The sequence below is a fragment of the Candidatus Binatia bacterium genome, assembly GCA_036493895.1.
Taxonomy (GTDB): Bacteria; Desulfobacterota; Binatia; order UBA1149; family CAITLU01; genus DATNBU01.
Genome location: DASXOZ010000026.1, coordinates 14,011 through 30,941, shown reverse-complemented (window position 1 = coordinate 30,941; position 16,931 = coordinate 14,011). Strand labels below are relative to the sequence as shown.

The window sequence follows — 16,931 nt, the reverse complement described above, 5'->3', positions numbered from 1 at the left end:
AAATGCCAAAGCGCCCTTGCCAAATCGGCTCGCGGTTGGTTAGGAAGGATGCTGCGGGGGATCGGTCCGTCCGGACCATGACCAGGGACCGTTTCCCGCCGCCCTTCGATCCGCAACCTGAGGAGAGCTTTCATGCGTAATCGCAATCGTACCGTCCTTGCCGCGGCCGTCGCCGGGCTGCTCATTGCCGCCCTGCCGTCGCTGTCGCCGGCCCAGACCGGCTACAGTGCGGCCGAGCAAGCCTGCCGCTCCTCCGTTGCCAAGTCCGGGGGCAAGTACACAAAGACCGTCCTCAAGACTTTGTCGAGTTGCCACAAGAGCCGCGACAAGGACGGCTCCCTGTCGGGCACCGACTGCAACTCCGTCGCGGCAGCCGACAGCAAAGACAAGCTCCCCGGCGCCAAGGACAAGTTCAGCTCGAGCGTGGTCGGCAAATGCGTCGGCGTCGATCCGCCGTCGACGGTGCTGTACTTCCAGTGCCCGGACCCGTGCAACGCGGACGTTCCGCTGATTTCCAATTTCGCGCAGGTCGTCGATTGCGAGGCCTGCCTGGCCAATCACGACTCGGAAGACTACAGCACCGAGGCCAACGGGACGCCCTCGTCGCCGAACGCCAACGATGCCGAAGCTGCCTGCCACAAGTCGATCCTGAAGAACGGCTCCAAGCTCTACAGCGCGGTGATCAAGGACGTCACCAAGTGCCAGACCGACGAGGAGAAGGCGGGAGCCACTGCCATCGACGACTGCATCAATGCCAACTTCGACACGCTGACGCAGCCGGATTACGACAAGTCGCTCAATGCGATCCAGGCCGACTGCGCCGCGGTGACGCTGCCGAGCGGCACTCTCGACAACTGCGGAGGAGGCGGCGTGCTGACGTCCTTCGCGCTCGCCGGTTGCGTCTGCGACGCGGCCCGCGACGGCGCGAGGTCGGATTCGAAGCACTACTACGACCTGAGCGGTCCGGTCACGACGACCACCACGACGACCACCACGACCACGCTGCCCACCCAGAGCGCGCACTGCCCGGATGTCGGCGAGCTGACCCTTTTCTCGAAGATGTCCAACGAGGTGTGCACCACGAACGCCGACTGCACGTTCCCGCGCACCTGCAACACTTCCGACTCGCGCTGCGAGACGGTGACGAACCTCGACAGCGGCTGGAAGGGCATCGGGCACAAGGCCGACGTCAACGATGACGTGACGACCCGCGCCCGGCTCGTCTGTACCGGCCCCGGTCCGAACTGCGGCCAGTGCACCGTGGCCGGCATCGACCCCGAGCCGCGCAACTGCCGCTGCTCCAACGACACCAGCATCGTCTGCAACCAACCGTTCCAGTCGGACGCAGCCGAATGCGGCAGCGGCAACACCTGCGAGTGTTACTTCGGCGCGCCGTTCCCGCTGAACTCGGCGGGCACCCACGTCTGCATCGTCAACAAGTTCGCCAATGACATCACCGGCACGGCCAACATCGACCTCGGCAGCGGCCAGGTCACCGCGAACCTGCACACGCGCGTCTACCTCGGCGAGGACGATGCCGCGCCGTGCCCGATCTGCGGTGGCAAGTGCAGCACCAAGATCTGTAGCAACAACAACGCAATGGCCTGCGTGACCAACGGCGATTGCGGCACCGGCAACACCTGCAACCTCGAGGGTTGCACGATCAACTCCGACTGCACCGGAGGCGGCACCTGTGGTGCCCAGGACACCCCGAACGACGGCATCCGCGACGGCATCTGCTTCAACGGCGGCGACAACACCGGATCGCCGTGCGACGTGCAGGCGACCAACCCGAGCTTCCCGGCCCGGCACGGGCTGCCTGCCGGCAGCGGCGGCGGCGGCTACTCGCTGGACTGCCAGCCCAAGAGCTCGATCAACGTCTCCGGCGACGGCATCATCATCAACCTGACCCAGAACACCGGTGCGAACTCGCTGTCGGCCGGCGTGGACTGCGACGGAGCCCAGGCTGGAACGGATCTTTGCCCCTGCCTGGTCTGCACGAAGGATCCGCAGTTCCCGTGCTCGGCCAACAGCGACTGCACGTTCCAGGGCGGCCGCTGCCACAACGAGAAGACGAGCAACACGATCTACACCTGCAACGCGAACACGGACTGCGACAACCTGAACATGGGTCGCTGCGGAACGGTGATTGCGCACAAGTGCGAGTTCGGGTTCCAGAACACCTGCAACATCAACTCCGACTGCAATCCGGCCAGCGCGGGCGCCTGCGAGGTCTCGTCGTGCTCGTCGATCGGAGCGAACGGGAATAACCCGGTTCACCCGAACGCGTGTTCCGACCACATCTGCACGTCGCAGGACGTGGACAACCTGACGGGCAAGTGCATGAACGGTCCCTTCAACACGTACTGTGACGGGCTGGTGCGCGCCGACGGAACCGGGATGAAGACCTGCAGCTCGAACGCCGACTGCCAGGTCAACTCGGTAGACAACGGCCTGTGCTCGATCCACGAGAACTTCAACTGCTTCCTGGATCCGATCAAGGTCACCGGCTCGCCGGACCCGGTCTTCCCGGTAGCGGCTGCCAACTTCTGCGTCCCGCCGGTGGGCAGTCCGGGCATCAACGGCGCCGTCGGACTGCCGGGACCGGGCCGGGTGCTGAGCCAGGGCTCGGCAAAGACGTTCTGTGCCGGCCACCACGAGATCCAGTACACGCCGGGCGCGGGCAACTGTCCGTAACGGCCTGAGCGGATCACCCGGCCGTGTTCGATCGCGGCTCGAACACGGCCGGCCTCGAGCTGCGACGCCCCGGCTGCCTTCGGCAGACCGGGGCGTCGCCGTTTGGAGCTGTGCGCAAGGCCATTTCTGAGATCGGGATCACATCCCGACTGATTGTGAGAAAAGTTACACCGCTGTAGCCGGCGCATCGCGGCCGCTCCATATGCACGAACGCCGATATCGGCACGCGTCGCCGGATCGCGGCCACGGGTGCCTGCGATGCCGCGATGTCATTGACCCCCTGCGCCATTGTTCGATACGCAAAGAGCCGCCGCCGGTTCTGCGGCGCAGTCGTTTCGACTGCGCAGGCACAGCACGGCAAAGTTCGCAGCGTGGGGTGGAGCGATGAAGACGAAGCTTTCGAAAATTCTCTACGACAAGGGCTGGACCGAGATGGAGCTGTCGCGGCGCACCGGGCTTGCGCAGAGCTACATCAATCGAGTCAAGAACGCGCGCGTCGTTCCGACGGTGCGCACGGCGCTGCGCATCTGCCGCGCGCTCGACGTCGCCGTCGAAGAAGCGTTCGTCTACGAAGAGAAGCCGTACGGCGTCTCGCACTCGGCGTACTTCCCGAGCGCCCACGGGCTCGTCGCCGACGACTGAACACGGTGGGCGGCGCCCGGGCATCGGCGACGGCGCAAGGGCTTGCCGGACGCCAGTCCCCGATTGCCGGCGCGCAGCCAGGCGCAGCGCGGCTTGGCCGCCTGGCTTTTCCGCCTGCTGGCCTGCGCCGGTCTCCCGGGATATCAGGCCCCGGATGAGCGCGGACCGCGACCTCCTGAGGCCGCTTGCGATCGGCCCGATCCGCACGCGCACCAACCTGGTGCTTTCGCCGATGTCGGGCGTCACCGACTGCGCGTTTCGCACCACCGTTCTCGAAGCCGGCGGACGCGACGCCGTCGGCCTGCTGGTGAGCGAGTTCATCGCTGCCGAAGGACTGTCGCGCGACAACCCGAAGACCGTCGCGATGCTGCGCTACGCCGAGAACGAGCGGCCGTTTTCGATCCAGATCTTCGGCGCCGACGCCGACCGCATGGTGCGCGCTGCCGAGATGGTCGAAGAGGCCGGCGCCGACATCGTCGACATCAACTGCGGCTGTCCGGCGCCCAAGGTCGTCAAGCGCGGCGGCGGCGCCCAGCTCATGCGCACGCCCGACGTGCTGCAGGGCATCCTTCGCGCGGTGCGTGCGGCGGTCTCGATTCCGGTCACGGTGAAGATCCGCGCCGGCTGGGACGACAACTCCCGCAACGCCGTCGACTTCGCGAAGATGGTCGAGGACGAGGGCGCCGCGATGCTCGCGATCCACGGGCGAACGCGGCTTCAGCTCTACAGCGGCGAAGCCGACTGGGACCTCGTCGGAGAAGTCGCCTCCCGCCTTTCGATCCCGGTGCTCGGAAGCGGCGACATCGCAGATCCCGACGGCGCGCTCGCGCGTCTTCGCGGCGGCTACAGCGACGGCGTGATGATCGGGCGCGGCGCGATGACCAACCCGTGGATCTTCGGGCAGACGCTCGCACTCGCGCAAGGCCGGCCTGCGGCCGGGCCGACTGCCGCGGAGCGGCTCGCCGTCCTTTCGCACTTCGCTGCCGCATTGCAGGAGACGAAGGACCTTCGAAGCTGGATCGGGCGTCTTCGCGGCCTGGCGTGCCACATGTGCAAGGGACTGCCCGGCGGCGCGGCGACGCGCCGCGTGCTCGGGCGCGCCACCAGCGCCGCGGCCGTCGAACGCATCCTGCGCGAATTCCTCCTCGAAGGGCGGCGCTTCGATTTCGAGATTGCGGACGACGAGGCGCCGGCGCGCTGCGTGGATGGGCCGGCGTACGGCGCGGACGAGCCGGCGTACAGCGCGGTTTCACCGCAAGGGCCGGATCCGGACGAAGCGCGCAGCGACGACGGTTTCGACGCCGTCGCCCAAGTCGCCTGATCCCTGCTGCGGAGCTTTCCTCGATGACCTCGAGTTACGAAGTCTACGTCAGCAAGGATTCCTTCAAGTTCAACGCTGCGCATTTCATCGCGTACCCGGGGTTTCGCGAGCGGCTGCACGGGCACAACTACCGCGTGTCGGTTCGCGTCGAGGGGCCGGTCGGAGACGACGGCTACGTCGTCGATTTCGGCGACATCAAGCGCGCGGCACGCACGGTCTGCGAAGAGCTGAACGAGCGAGTAATCGTGCCGATGCTGTCGGACGTGCTCGTGATCCGTACCGACGGCGGGCAGGTTTCGGTGGCCTGCGAGGACGGCACGACGTTTTCGTTTCCGCTTGCCGACTGCGTGCTGCTCGACATCCGCCATTCGTCGGCCGAAGAGCTGGCGGCCTGGCTCGGCGAGCGCATGAGGACTGCGCTGCCGATCCTCGAAAAGCGCGGCGTCACCGTGCTCGAGGTGGGCGTGGCCGAGGCGCCGAACCAGGAAGCGCGCTTCCGCATCGAGTTGTCGCCGGTGTCGCCGGTGTCGCCAGTGTCGCCAGCGTCGCCAGGGTCACGATGACGCGCCGGCGCCGCGTTGCAGTCGGCGCTGCCCTGGCGGCCGCGCTCGGTATCGGCGCCGCTGCCTGCTCGCGCCCGTTGCCCGAAGAGGGAAGCGCCGACGCGCAGCTCTATGCGGCCCAGTGCGGCAGCTGCCATGCCCCGTACCAGCCGCACTCGATGACATCGACGATGTGGAAGCTGCAGGTCGACCGCATGGACCAGAAGTTCCGCGAAGTGGGCCGGGTTCCGCCGTCCGGACCCGAGCGGCAGCGCATCCTGCGGTATCTCAGCCGCAACGCCGGCGGCTGAAAAATCTGTACACGGATACGTGTACGGGTTTCAGCCGAGCGCGCGCTTTCTCAGCTTTTCCAGCTCGCGGCGGTCCTTGGGGACATCGTCGGTCAGCACTTCGCGGCCGGATTCGGTGACGAGCACGTCGTCCTCGATGCGGATGCCGATGCCGCGCAGCTTTTCGTCCACCGGCGCGTCGGTGCGCAGGTAGATGCCGGGCTCCACCGTCAGCACCATGCCCGGCTCGAGCACGCGCGAGTCGCCGCCCACGCGGTAGCTCCCCGCGTCGTGAACGTCCATGCCGAGCCAGTGGCTCGTGTTGTGCATGTAGTAGAGCGCATACGCGTTGCGCTCCATGCATTCGTCGACGGTGCCGGTCAGCAGCTCGAGCCCGAGCATTCCTTCGACCAGCTCGCGAATCGCGATGCGGTGCACTTCGTCGATGCGCACTCCGGGCCGTACGGCCTCGATCGCCGCTTTCTGTGAAGCCAGCACGATGTCGTAGAGCGCCGCCTGGCCGCTCGTGAACTTGCGACCGACCGGGAAGGTCCGCGTGATGTCGGCGCAGTATCCGCCGTACTCGCCCGCCGCATCGACGAGCATCAGCTCGCCGTCGACCAGCTCGCGGTCGTTGGTCGTGTAGTGCAGCACCGTGGCGCCGGCGCCGCCGGCGCAGATGCTGCCGTAGGCCGGACCCGTGCAGCCGCCGTTGCGAAACTCGAACTCGAGCAGGGCCTGGGCCTGGTACTCGTTCTGGCCGGGACGGATCGTCTCCATCAGCCGCGTGTGCGCCGCCGCGCTGACGCGCGCCGCTTCGCGAAGCCGGTCGATCTCCTCGGGCCGCTTGCGCAGCCGGAAATCCGCCAGCAGCGGCGCCGCTTCGCTGACGACGAGCGGATCGCCGCCGCGGCGCGGCCTTTCGGAGTTGGCTTCGTGCACGAGGTCGAGGATGCGCTGGTTCACGAGGGGATCGCGACTGTGCGCGTAGTAGAGGCGGTCGGCGCGGCGAAGGTGCTGCAGCAGGACGTCGAAAGCCTCGTCGAGCGTCACGGCGTGGTCGGCCCCGTAAGTCTCTCTCGCGCCTTCGAGGCCGGCGCGGCGGCCGGTCCACGTCTCCGACTTGTCGTCGCGCGGGCGCACGCACATCGTGAAGCCGTCGTCTTCCTTGCCGTGGCTCGTCAGGATCAGAGCGCAAGGCTCCTCGAAGCCGCTGAGGTAGCGCGCGTTGGTGTCGGGGCGGTAGCTGTAGTGGACGTCGTTGGCGTAGACCGCCTCCGGCGTCTCGGGAAGGAAGAGCACGGCACCCTTCAATGCGGCGCGCACGGCGGCGCGCCGCTCGGCGAAGGCAGATGGTGCCGGTCCATGAAGAGTCATCGTCATTCCCTCATGGGGTTTGTCCCCATTCCTGTAATGTTATGGGGGCAGTCCCCATGACAGCGGTGGAATGGGGACTGACCCCATTCCATCCTAGTCGATCATCGGCACCGAGTCTGCCACGACTGCGACGCCGGGCTCCAGCGTAAGCAGCGAGGCGCTGTCGCCGAGCAGGGCCTGGATTCGCGTGACCAGCGGCGGAGCCATCGCTGCGGAGGCGCCGGCGCCGAGCTCGGCCATCTGCTCGACCAGGGTGTCGCCCTTCGGGTAGTGCACGAGCTGCACCTTGTCGATGTCGTGGATCCCGGCCGCGTTGGCGGCTGCCCGCACCGCGTCCTCCATGGTGCCGACCTCGTCGACGAGTCCTCTTTCGAACGCCTGCTGGCCGGTCCAGACCCTGCCGGCGCCGATGCGGTCGATCTCCTCCACCTTCTTCTTGCGGCCGGTCGCGACGCGCTCGAGGAAAAGCTGATAGACGTCGGCGATCTGGCTGCGCACCATCGACAGCTCTTCGGCGTCGAGGCTGCGGTCGAGGTCGAACATGCTCGAAAAGCGGCCGCGCTGCAGCGTCGCGGTGTGCACGCCGATGCGACTGAGCAGGGCGCTGACGTCCGGCTTGAAGAAGACGACGCCGATCGAGCCGGTGAGCGTGCCGGGAGCCGCGACGATGCGGTCGGCCGCCGACGCGAGGTAGTAGCCTCCCGACGCAGCGACATCGCCGAGCGAAGCGACGACGGGCTTTTTCTTTGCGGCTTCGCGAATCGCCAGCCAGATCTCGTCGGACGCGGCCGGCGATCCTCCGGGCGATGCGACGCGCAGCACGATCGCGCTGACGCCCTTGTCTCCGGCGGCTTCCGCAAGTGCAGCCGCGATCGAATCGGAGCCGAAACTTCCGCCACCGGGCGGGCTCTTGCCGGTCTGCACCGTTCCGACGGCATGAACGATCGCGACGACGGGACCGTCGTCGATCCCGAGCGAAGCTGCGCGCACCCTCGAGTACACCTGCTCGTCGACCGTCGGTGCTGCGTTTTTGCCGCCGAGCTCGACGAGCACTTCCTGGTGGCTGCGCACGCCGTTGGCGACGCCGGTCTCGACGAGCTGGCGCGGTCGTGAAACGCCGCGGTCGATCGCCTTCTGCAGGTCGGCTGCAGCGATGTTGCGCGCAGACGAGACGGTGCGCACGAAGCGCGCGCTCACGTCGTCGAGAATCGCGTCGAGCATCTCGCGCTGGGCCGGCGACATCGACTCGCGCGCGAGCTCGTCGCCGGCGCTCTTGTATTCTCCGACCTGCTCGACCTGCATCGCGACGTCGATTTTCGGCCACAGGCCGCCGAGGAACACCGAGTGGGCCGAAAGGCCGATCAACAGGGGTGCGGCGGCCGGCGTCACGTAGACGGTGTCGGCGGCCGATGCGACGAAAATCTCCTTCGATGCGGGAGCCAGCTCGACGTCCAGCTCGGCGACGACGCGCTTGCCGGCCGCCTTGACCTCGGCAAGCGCCGAACGAATCTCTTCGGCCTGGGCCCAGCCGCAGTCGAGCTTGCCCGTGCGGGCGACGACGCCGGCGATGCGGCCGTCGTGGCGCACCTTGCGCAGCGCCTCGGTCACTTCACCGAGCGAATGTCCCTGATGAAAGAGACGCCCGACCAGGCCGTTCGGCCGCGCCTCCGAGAAGCTGCCGGATAGGTCGAGCACGAGGTAGCTGCCCTGCTCGATGGTCGGGCCGTGCACCCAGTACCAGGCCGCCCACGCGATGCTGGCCAGCGTCGCGATGCGCACGATCCATTTCCAAAGCTGCATCATCGCGATTCAGCTTGGCATTTTGACAGGTTCGCGCAACGGTCCCCCGCCGATGGCGGCTACTCGTGCGGTGCGGCTGGTCGAGGTCGAGTTCGCCGAGGGCGAAGACGCGGCAACCACGTTCGCGCGCGACGCTCTTGCGATGCTGCGCGTCGCCGACGAGCAGGTTGCGCGCATGCGCGTCTGGCGCCGCCAAACCGAAGGGCTTTCGTTCGGACGGTTTCACCGGGTCGGCGCGGCCGGCGGTGCTTCCTCCATATCCGGCTCCGCCTCGGGCTCCACGTCCGGCTCCGCCTCCGGCTCCGCCTCGGGCTCCACATCCGGCTCCGCCTCGGGCTTCGCCTCCGCTGGAACGGGTACTGCTGCGGGCGACGACGGTGTTTCACGGCGCCTCTGCGGCGGTCGCATCGTTCCGGTCGGTCCCGCTGTCGTCTGCATCACGCTGGTGGTTCCCGTCGTCGACTGGCTGGACCCCGGCGCGGCCTCACTGAAGCCCGAGCAGGTGCTCAATCGCGCGCTGAGGCCCCTTCTGGCGCTGCTGCGCGCCGACGGACTCGACGTCGTCTATCCGGGGCGCGACCTGGTGACGATGGCGGGACGGGCGATCGCGCACGCGTCGTTCACCGTGTCGCGGGACGGCACCTGCGTCGTCGAAATGCACGTTGCAGAGGAGCCTTCGTTCGCCGGTCTTGCCGCGCTACTCGACCGCTCGGATCCGGACGCGGTGGCCGGAACGGATCGCGCTGCGCTCGCGGGCGCGACGTCACTCGAGCAGCACAACGTCGCGCGGCGCAGCAACGAGGAATGGGCGCGGCGCCTCGTGACACTTTCGGCATCGACGTTCGGCTGCGAGGCGCGCCCGGTCGGCGAGTGGAATTCGAACGGACCTGCCGACGTGACGATGGCCAGCGCGGAAGCGGCGGCCGCATTCGTGCGCGAAATCGGACCGGCCCCCGACGGCGCCGCCACCGCGGCGACGGTCTCGATGCTCGGAATGGTGGAGTGCTCGGCCGGCAGGCGGGGCGACCGCATCACCGGCCTGGCGATCACCGGCGACTTGATCGCACCGTTCCACACGATCGACGACATCGCGTGCGAGTGCGAAGACGAGCCGCTGCGGCCCGCGAACATCCGCAAGGCGCTGGCAAGGGCCCTGGCGCGTCCGCGCAGCTTCGTGCTCGGGCTGCGCGACCTCGACGAGCTGATCGCGCGCCTGGCATAGCCCTGCGTGCCGGTCCCGGGCTTCTCCAACCCTCGTTGCCAGTCGGGGCGGGGCGTGGCATTGGTCACGAATATGGTCACGGGCCACGCGCGGCGAGTGGCCCCAGGAGCGCGATGAGCGACAGCGACGAAATCAAGGAAGCTCTTCTCGAACAGATCGCCGACGTCCACGAGACGTTCGTCGAGCTGATGAACGAGCGCCTTCCCGAAGTCGGCAAACACGAGCTCGAGCTCTACTTCACGGTGCTCGGCAAGCTCGTCTCCAAGCTCGAGCAGAAGGACAAGGACCTTCGCTCGGCCGCGCAGGAGCTGTTCGCCGAGGTCGCTTCCGTCGTGATGACCGGACTCACCCGGTGACCGGCGCAGCCCGGCGCGGTTGACGCGCGGCGTTCACGCCTCGACGCGGTATCCCGCGTACGCGACCGCCACATAGATCGTCAGCGTCGACACACCGAGCGCGGTGATCGACGCCGGCAGCGGCCCGAACGACGTGGCCGTCTGCAGCACGACGAGGGCGCCACCGAGCCACAGCCAGCGCCGCCGCTGCGAGGCATCCGAAGTAGCCGCACGCATCGCCATCGCGATGCTCGCGATCACCAGGGCCACTTCCAGCAGCCAAGCCGCGATCGGATGATTCCACAGCGCGAAGCCGAGCTTGTAGTCGCCGCCGGCAATCGTCAGGTCGGGCCGGTGCACGACGAGGTCGAGGAACCAGTGCGACAGCACGACCGCCGCGACGAGCACGGATTCGCCCGTCGCAAGCGCGAGCAAGCGTCGCGCGAGCAGGAATGCGACGGCCGACCACACGAGGCTCGCGACGAGGCTGTGAGTCCACGGCATGTAGGAGAGAACGAGCGGATTCGAAGCGAGCGACGCGTCGAGCCTGGCCTGCTCGACGCCGGAAAGAATCGCGAATACCCACAGGAAATCGACGAATTGCGCGGCAACGAGCAGGATCCAGAGTGGTGTGCGCGGGGACGCCGATTTGGCGACGAAGGCTGAGGTGTAGTGCCCGGCGAACATCGATCGTCCTCAATTCCTCTTCAACGCGCGCGCGACAGGATGCGCGCGAACAGGGAGCGAGCTTCGCCGATTCCGGCTGCGGCAGTGACGCCGAGATAGCCGGCTCCGTAAGGCAGAAGCACGACCGCCGCGCGGATCACCGGATGCGAATCCAGCGGCGCCAGATGCCGCGCGACCAGCGCGAGCAAGGCACCGACGAGCGCACCGCCCCAGAGCGTCGCAAGATGCAGCGGCGCAATGCCCGTTCGTCCGATGCGCCGGTGCAGCGTGCGTCGAAGCAGCACGAACTCCACCCATCCGGCGACGCCGGCTGACGCCGTGAGCATGGCAACGCCCCACTTGGCATCGATCCCGATCATCGACGGCAGGTGCAGGGAGGCGAACCAGCCGAGCCCGATCGTCAGCAGCACGCGAAGCGTCGCGAAGCGAAGCGGGGTTCTCGTGTCGTGCAGCGCGTAGAACGCCGAAGCGTAGAGACGCCCGAGCGTCGTCGCGACCAATCCTACGGCTGATCCCGCAAGGATGCCCCAGACCCACGTCGCGTCCTCTGCCGAGAAGCGACCGGTCTGGAACAGCGCCGCCGCGATCACGTCGCCGACGGCGAGGAACGCCATTGCCGAGGGAACGATGAAGAACGCGACGCGCGAAAGCCCGGCATCGAGGCGGCCGCAGAGCGCTTTTGCGACTTCCGCGCGGCCTCCGACGAGGCTCGACATCGCGGGAAGCTCCGCCGCCGAAACTGCCATCCCGAACAGGCTGACCGGAAGCAGGTACAGCGTCTGCGCATTGGCGAGCGCGGTCACCGATCCGACCGGCAAAAAGCTCGCGAGCACCGAATCGACGTAGCCGCTGATCTGCACGACGCCGCGCCCGACGAACACGGGCCCGAACGTGCGCACCACCGTGCGGGCGGCTGCGGAGCGCAAATCCAGCGAAGGCCGCACTCCGCGCGCGAGGCGGCGCACGACCGGGATCTGCACGAGGAACTGCAGCGCCGCGCCGCCTACCGAAGCCCAGGCCAGCAACACCGCCAGATCCTGGGTGCGCACGAAGCCGCCGAACATCAGCATCGCGAAGATCATCGCGACGCTCCACAGCACCGGCGCCGTGTACGAAAGGAAGAAGCGGCGATGGCTGTTGAGGATTCCGAGGCACCACGCCGACAATACGAGCAGCCCCGTGCCTGGGAAGATGATGCGGACCATCCTCACGGTGAGCTCGCGCTTGGGGCCGGAGAACCCGGGCGCAATGACGTCGACGAGCACCGGCGTGGCCAGCATTCCGGCCAGCACGAGCACCGACGTGACCAGCGCGAGCAGCGTGGCAACCACGCCGGCGACGCGTCGCGCCTCGACCTCGTCGCCGCGGGCCAGAAGCTTCGAGTAGACCGGGATGAACGAAGCCGACAGCACTCCTTCGCCGAACAGGTTCTGCAGGAAGTTGGGGATGCGAAACGCGGCGTTGAACGCGTCGCCGGCGTCGGACTGGCCGAAGTAGTGTGCGAATACCCGCTGGCGAACCAGTCCTGCGATGCGCGACAGCAGGATTCCCGATGCGACGAGGAAAGCGTGTCCGGCGGAGCTCGACGCAGCGGCGGCGCCGGCGTCGCCTCCGGCGGCCGCGAGCGCGGCGCCGTCGGCAGCCATTTCGCCCTGGAGCTCGCTCATCGTGTCTTTTGCCGGCGGACGGAAAAGCCGGATCAGGACACGCGCCGGTTCATGCGGTCCCAGCGGATCCCCGTCTCGTCGCTCGCATAGTAGACGAAAGAGGCCACGCCGACGATGGCCGTCAGCGGAATTGCACCGAGGATGCGCGAGTCGCGCTCGTCGACCCGGTTGTCGTTGAGCACGAAAACGTGCTCCGCGGGCACCTGCCGGGCAGCAAAGTACAGGGCCGAGAGCGCGCCGGCCTTGCGCGTGAAGTAGAGGTGGTCCCCGACCTCCTCGGCGCCGATCACCGAAGCGGCTGCCGCCTCGTCGCCGTCGCACTCGTCGGCGCTGCACGGCTGCGCGCCGGCGGCGGCCGGCGTCGCTCTGTCGTTCCCGCCCGAAACCGCGGGAAGCGGAATTGTCGCCGGATGCCCGTCGATGCGAACCCCGCTCCCGTCCATCTCGACGGTCTGGCCGGCCGTCGCGATGATGCGGCCCACCTGCTGGACATCCGGATCCAGCGGCGAGCGGTAGACGACGACGTCTCCGCACACGGGATCGGCTCCGTAACCCCGAACCACCACGCGATCCTCGACGGCCAGAGTCGGCGCCATGTTGATCGACGAGACGCGCAGTGTCTGCACGAGCCCGAAGCGGAACGCGACAATGACGACGAGGACGAGCGCGAACGGGACGTTGGTCGTCAGCCGGCCGAGCAGGGAGCCTCCGCTCGCGCGAGGCGGCCGCGAAGCGGAAGGTTCGCCGAGCGGCGACGAGCCTGGATCCACGGCGTTCACTGGCTGTCCTGGTTCCTCCCGGCCCGGCCGCTGCGCGCGAGCGGCACGACGACGCGATAGAGACGGCGCCCCCGGACCACCGACACGAGCAGGCTGCTGCTGCCGCGTGCCGCGCCGATTTCGCGGCGGAACCCGTCGACCGTGTTGATTTCGCGGCCGCCGATCGCGGCCAGCACGTCGCCCGTCGCAAAGCCGATTTTCTCGGCCGCGCTGCCGCGCCGGACGCTTTTCACCGTGACGTTGTCGCCGTCGGTGACCACCTGCACGCCGACGTTGTCCCACGCGAAACGGTCGACGACGTCGGTCGGCAGCGATGCGATCTCGACGGTGACCTGCTTTTCGCCGCCCGACTGGTCGACGATGCCGAGACGCAGCGTCTCACCGGAGGCCAGCGCGCGCGCGTGGCGCTCGTACTGGGCCGTATTGCCGAGGGGCTCGCCCTGCACGCGCGTGATGATGTCGCCGGTGTGAATGTCGGCGCGGGACGCGGGACTGTCGGGCTCGATGCCGCGCACGAGCACGCCGCTTCCGGCTCGTACCTTGAAATGGGCCGCGAGCTCGCTCGTCAGGTCCTGCACGTCGATGCCGATCCACGTCGGCAGCACCGAGCCGTGGGCGAGGATCTGGTCGACGACGTTTCGCACTCTCCAGATCGGGATCGCAAAGCCGATTCCCTGCGCGTCGCGGTGGATCGCGGTGTTGATGCCGATCAGGCGCCCGCGAATGTCGAGCAGCGGACCCCCGGAATTGCCGGGATTGATCGATGCGTCGGTCTGCACGATGTCCTGGTAGAGCGCGTCGTCGGTCTGCAGCGTGCGGCCGAGCGCGCTGACCACTCCGGTCGTCACGGTATGGTCGAGACCGTACGGGTTGCCGATCGCGATGACCGTCTCGCCGATGAGGATGGAGTCGTCGTTGCCGATCGGGATGAACGGGAACGTCGACGTCGTCTGCAGCTTGAGCACCGCAAGATCGAAATCGGAATCGCCGCCGATCAGCTTGGCCTCGAACTCGCGGTTGTCGGCGAGCTGGACGCGGATCGTGTCGCCGCCGACGATCACGTGCTGGTTGGTAATGACGACGCCCGATGCGTCGACGACGACGCCGGAGCCCATCGACACGCGCTCCTTGTGAGTCTGCGGGGCGCCACGCCGCTGCTGCTGCTGCCCGAGAAACGGCGCAAAGAACTGGTCGAGCATCGGGTCGCCGCTGCCGTTGGAGCGAAACGGCGACGATTCGGCGACGGTGCGCTCCGTGTAGACGGCGACGACGGCCGGCGCGACCTGTTCCACCGTGCGCACGACGACGGAGCGGCGAAGGTCGTCGGTGACTTCGGCCTGGCCTCCGGCAACTGCGGGGAGGGGCTGAAGGACCGTGGCGACAAAGAGCAACGACAGTGCGGCACTCGGTCGCATCAGGATCTCTCGCAGGATCTCTCGCAGGATCTCTCGATGGATCTCTCGATGGAGACGCCCGCTGGGTGGAACTCGGGCGCGAGGCCGGGGGCCGTTCCGGTTTGCTTCGTGGGTATTTTCCCTTGGCGAGTCACGATCCTCGAAATATTTGGCACCGGGTTCCTGGGCAAACCGTCGTGACCAGCGCTCCTGCGAAGTTTGCCCGCTCACGATGGAAACCTGCGGGTCGGACGGTCCGGCTCAGCAGGGACAGTTCAGCGTAACGTCCTGGCCGACGGCTTTCTTCAGGCACAGCAGCGCATCGGTGGCAGTCGTATGGTTGTCGCCGTTGACGTTGCAGACGCAGTCTTCCGGCGTGCAGGTCTCGCTGCCGACGGCGACCTTCAGGATGAACAGGCAGTCGGACGCCTTCGGCGATCCTCCGGTCGTCACGGGTTCGCCGCATACCGGGGGCGGGGATGGCGACCAGATCGCGACCGCGACGCTCTCTCCCGCGAAGCAGCGGAACGCGACGTGCCCGGCCTGGTTGAAACCGTCTTCGGTGGTCGTGGCAGCAGTGAGCGTGCCGGCGAAATTGATCGCCGAGATCGGACCGAGGTTGGCGAGCTGTTGGCCGTTGCGCGCCACCGCGACCAGGCCCTTGAGCGGGTCGTACAGGAAGAGTCCCGACGTGTCGTCGATGCCGCCGCCGTCCTGCAGATCGATTTGCGCGAAGAACGCGACCTGTCCGTTGTCGTTGAGTGCGTGGGGACCGAGGAACGAGAAGCGTCCTCCGCCTGGCGCGTCCTCGTTGATGCGTGCGACCACGCTGGCGCTGCTGCCGTCGGCGAGAAACAGGCCGTCGTTGGAACCGTTGCTGCCGCCGCTGATGCTGGTCTGGAACAGCACCTGCCCGGACGCGTTGATGAGCGGCACGGGGACGAACTGCAGATAGCGGCCGTTCTGGTCGGGCGCGAGATCGCCCTTGCGCGCGATCGTCACCGCAGTCGTGCCGTCGCTGCGAAATACACCGGCGTTGTCGAGGGCGCCCTGCTGCGTGTTCTGCAGATCGGTGTCGACGAAGGCCACCTGGCCGGCGTCGTTGATCGCGCCTGACGTCGCCGGCACGAAATACGTGCCGTTGCCGTCCGGTGTCGCGCCGCCAAACAAGGCGATGGCGACAGTCGAGACGCCGTCGCCGCGAAACAGGCCGTTGTTGGTCTGGTCGGAGTTGTCGAGTCCGGAGAACAACATCTGTCCGGAGGAGTTGAGAGGCCCGGTGCCAAGGAGATCCAACGTGAACGCGCTGCCGGGCGCCGGGCTGTGGACGCGTACGATCTGCGTGACCCCGCTCTTGTCGGCGCGGTAGAGCCCCTGCGCATCGGTGGTGTCACGCAGGCTTCCAAGGAAGGCCACCTGCCCGGCGTCGTTCGTCGAGATGTCGGAGAACACTGCGAAGCGACCGACACCGCCAGGCACGAGATCGTTGGTTCGCACGAGCTGGACGAGGCCGCTGCCGTCGTCGAGGTAGATCGCCGTGTTGTCGAGCTGGCCGCCCAGCGTGCCCGCGAGCCCGACTTTCGCGGCGACCTGGTCCTTGGTGTCGACGAGATGGATGTCCGCCTGGACGGCCTGATTGAGGTTGCCGTTGAGATCGGGCAGCGGATCGCCGTTGAGCATGATCGTCGTCAGGTCGCCGGCCGTGCCGTTGCTGCGGAAGATGCCGCCGCCGGAGATGAAACCGTTGTCGCGCAGGTTGCTCGGGAAGGCGGCCTCGTCATGGTCGTCGAGGACGGGCGTGCCGAGTTCCTCGGCGAACGCACCGGTTCCGCGCGGCGGAACGTCGCCGCCGACCGCGACGACCGTGAATTCGGCGGTGGCCGGCACCGGGGAAAGGCCGAGTACGAGTGAGGCCAGCAGCAGCAACGAGAGCGTTCGGCACATGACGGGACTCCTCCGCGCGCTTCTTGCGGGCGGTCTGCCGTTCACGTGGTAGTGTGCCGAGACTCGGGCGACCAGAGGGACGAGCGACGACGCGGTATTCGTTGCGGCGCCGCCGAACGGCAACGGCATACGGTTGGCAGCGGGACCTACCATACGCTCGCGCCGGGGCTCACGCCATCGCTGCCGATTTTGGCCGGCGCCATCGCCGGCAACCTCAGAAGTCCCAATCGTTGC

At 67.7% G+C, this 16,931-nt stretch carries 14 protein-coding genes; 7 read left to right on the top strand and 7 right to left on the bottom strand.

Translation table 11 applies throughout. From position 1 onward, the window contains the following. The first annotated feature begins 132 nt into the window (after positions 1-132). From VGK20_06750 to VGK20_06730, 5 genes are all read left to right on the top strand, one after another. A complete protein-coding gene (locus VGK20_06750; GenBank protein HEY2773733.1) occupies positions 133-2,697 on the top strand; it encodes a hypothetical protein in 2,565 nt (854 codons plus the stop codon). Between the two features lie 288 nt (positions 2,698-2,985). Continuing rightward, on the top strand, positions 2,986-3,339 hold the full coding sequence (locus VGK20_06745) for a helix-turn-helix transcriptional regulator (GenBank protein HEY2773732.1): 354 nt from the start codon (positions 2,986-2,988) through the stop codon (positions 3,337-3,339). Between the two features lie 154 nt (positions 3,340-3,493). After that, on the top strand, positions 3,494-4,660 hold the full coding sequence (dusB, locus tag VGK20_06740; protein HEY2773731.1) for a tRNA dihydrouridine synthase DusB: 1,167 nt from the start codon (positions 3,494-3,496) through the stop codon (positions 4,658-4,660). Positions 4,661-4,683: 23 nt separating this feature from the next. Beyond that, on the top strand, positions 4,684-5,223 hold the full coding sequence (locus tag VGK20_06735) for a 6-carboxytetrahydropterin synthase (protein HEY2773730.1): 540 nt from the start codon (positions 4,684-4,686) through the stop codon (positions 5,221-5,223). Then, positions 5,220-5,513 carry a hypothetical protein gene (locus tag VGK20_06730; protein HEY2773729.1) on the top strand — a complete coding sequence of 98 codons (294 nt, stop codon included), beginning with the start codon at positions 5,220-5,222 and terminating at the stop codon, positions 5,511-5,513. Before VGK20_06735 ends, VGK20_06730 begins: the two co-directional genes overlap by 4 nt. Before the next feature lie 30 nt (positions 5,514-5,543). On the opposite strand, the gene VGK20_06725 is transcribed toward VGK20_06730, so the two are convergent. Continuing rightward, on the bottom strand, positions 5,544-6,869 hold the full coding sequence (locus tag VGK20_06725) for an aminopeptidase P N-terminal domain-containing protein (GenBank protein HEY2773728.1): 1,326 nt from the start codon (positions 6,867-6,869) through the stop codon (positions 5,544-5,546). 93 nt (positions 6,870-6,962) lie between these two features. Next, positions 6,963-8,672 (bottom strand): signal peptide peptidase SppA, encoded by a 1,710-nt coding sequence (gene sppA, locus VGK20_06720; protein ID HEY2773727.1) that lies wholly within the window; start codon positions 8,670-8,672, stop codon positions 6,963-6,965. A gap of 49 nt (positions 8,673-8,721) precedes the next feature. On the opposite strand from sppA, the gene VGK20_06715 reads away from it, so the two are divergent. Together VGK20_06715 and VGK20_06710 are read left to right on the top strand one after the other, a co-directional pair. After that, positions 8,722-9,891 carry a hypothetical protein gene (locus tag VGK20_06715; GenBank protein HEY2773726.1) on the top strand — a complete coding sequence of 390 codons (1,170 nt, stop codon included), beginning with the start codon at positions 8,722-8,724 and terminating at the stop codon, positions 9,889-9,891. 113 nt (positions 9,892-10,004) lie between these two features. After that, positions 10,005-10,247, top strand: a complete 243-nt coding sequence (locus VGK20_06710) for a hypothetical protein (protein HEY2773725.1) — start codon at positions 10,005-10,007, stop codon at positions 10,245-10,247. Between the two features lie 33 nt (positions 10,248-10,280). Here VGK20_06710 and VGK20_06705 read toward each other — a convergent pair whose 3' ends face one another. The 5 genes from VGK20_06705 to VGK20_06685 all read right to left on the bottom strand — a co-directional run bounded on the left by VGK20_06705 (position 10,281) and on the right by VGK20_06685 (position 16,697). Then, positions 10,281-10,913, bottom strand: a complete 633-nt coding sequence (locus VGK20_06705) for a hypothetical protein (GenBank protein HEY2773724.1) — start codon at positions 10,911-10,913, stop codon at positions 10,281-10,283. A gap of 20 nt (positions 10,914-10,933) precedes the next feature. Then, a complete protein-coding gene (murJ, locus tag VGK20_06700) occupies positions 10,934-12,580 on the bottom strand; it encodes a murein biosynthesis integral membrane protein MurJ (protein HEY2773723.1) in 1,647 nt (548 codons plus the stop codon). 32 nt (positions 12,581-12,612) lie between these two features. Then, the gene (lepB, locus tag VGK20_06695; GenBank protein ID HEY2773722.1) at positions 12,613-13,350 is read right to left on the bottom strand and encodes a signal peptidase I; all 738 of its coding nucleotides are present in this window, start codon (positions 13,348-13,350) and stop codon (positions 12,613-12,615) included. 5 nt (positions 13,351-13,355) lie between these two features. Beyond that, positions 13,356-14,774: a trypsin-like peptidase domain-containing protein gene (locus VGK20_06690; GenBank protein HEY2773721.1), complete on the bottom strand. Its 1,419-nt coding sequence runs from the start codon at positions 14,772-14,774 to the stop codon at positions 13,356-13,358. Positions 14,775-15,014: 240 nt separating this feature from the next. Further along, positions 15,015-16,697, bottom strand: a complete 1,683-nt coding sequence (locus VGK20_06685) for a choice-of-anchor tandem repeat NxxGxxAF-containing protein (protein HEY2773720.1) — start codon at positions 16,695-16,697, stop codon at positions 15,015-15,017. Positions 16,698-16,931: the final 234 nt, after the last annotated feature.

Bases quoted from the DNA above. Each gene is read 5' to 3' on its own strand.
- VGK20_06750 (HEY2773733.1), top strand. From the start codon at position 133: ATGCGTAATCGCAATCGTACCGTCCTTGCCGCGGCCGTCGCCGGGCTG.
- dusB (HEY2773731.1), top strand. From the start codon at position 3,494: ATGAGCGCGGACCGCGACCTCCTGAGGCCGCTTGCGATCGGCCCGATC.
- VGK20_06735 (HEY2773730.1), top strand. From the start codon at position 4,684: ATGACCTCGAGTTACGAAGTCTACGTCAGCAAGGATTCCTTCAAGTTC.
- VGK20_06730 (HEY2773729.1), top strand. From the start codon at position 5,220: ATGACGCGCCGGCGCCGCGTTGCAGTCGGCGCTGCCCTGGCGGCCGCG.
- VGK20_06725 (HEY2773728.1), bottom strand. From the start codon at position 6,869: ATGACTCTTCATGGACCGGCACCATCTGCCTTCGCCGAGCGGCGCGCC.
- sppA (HEY2773727.1), bottom strand. From the start codon at position 8,672: ATGATGCAGCTTTGGAAATGGATCGTGCGCATCGCGACGCTGGCCAGC.
- VGK20_06715 (HEY2773726.1), top strand. From the start codon at position 8,722: ATGGCGGCTACTCGTGCGGTGCGGCTGGTCGAGGTCGAGTTCGCCGAG.
- VGK20_06710 (HEY2773725.1), top strand. From the start codon at position 10,005: ATGAGCGACAGCGACGAAATCAAGGAAGCTCTTCTCGAACAGATCGCC.
- VGK20_06705 (HEY2773724.1), bottom strand. From the start codon at position 10,913: ATGTTCGCCGGGCACTACACCTCAGCCTTCGTCGCCAAATCGGCGTCC.
- murJ (HEY2773723.1), bottom strand. From the start codon at position 12,580: ATGAGCGAGCTCCAGGGCGAAATGGCTGCCGACGGCGCCGCGCTCGCG.
- VGK20_06690 (HEY2773721.1), bottom strand. From the start codon at position 14,774: ATGCGACCGAGTGCCGCACTGTCGTTGCTCTTTGTCGCCACGGTCCTT.
- VGK20_06685 (HEY2773720.1), bottom strand. From the start codon at position 16,697: ATGTGCCGAACGCTCTCGTTGCTGCTGCTGGCCTCACTCGTACTCGGC.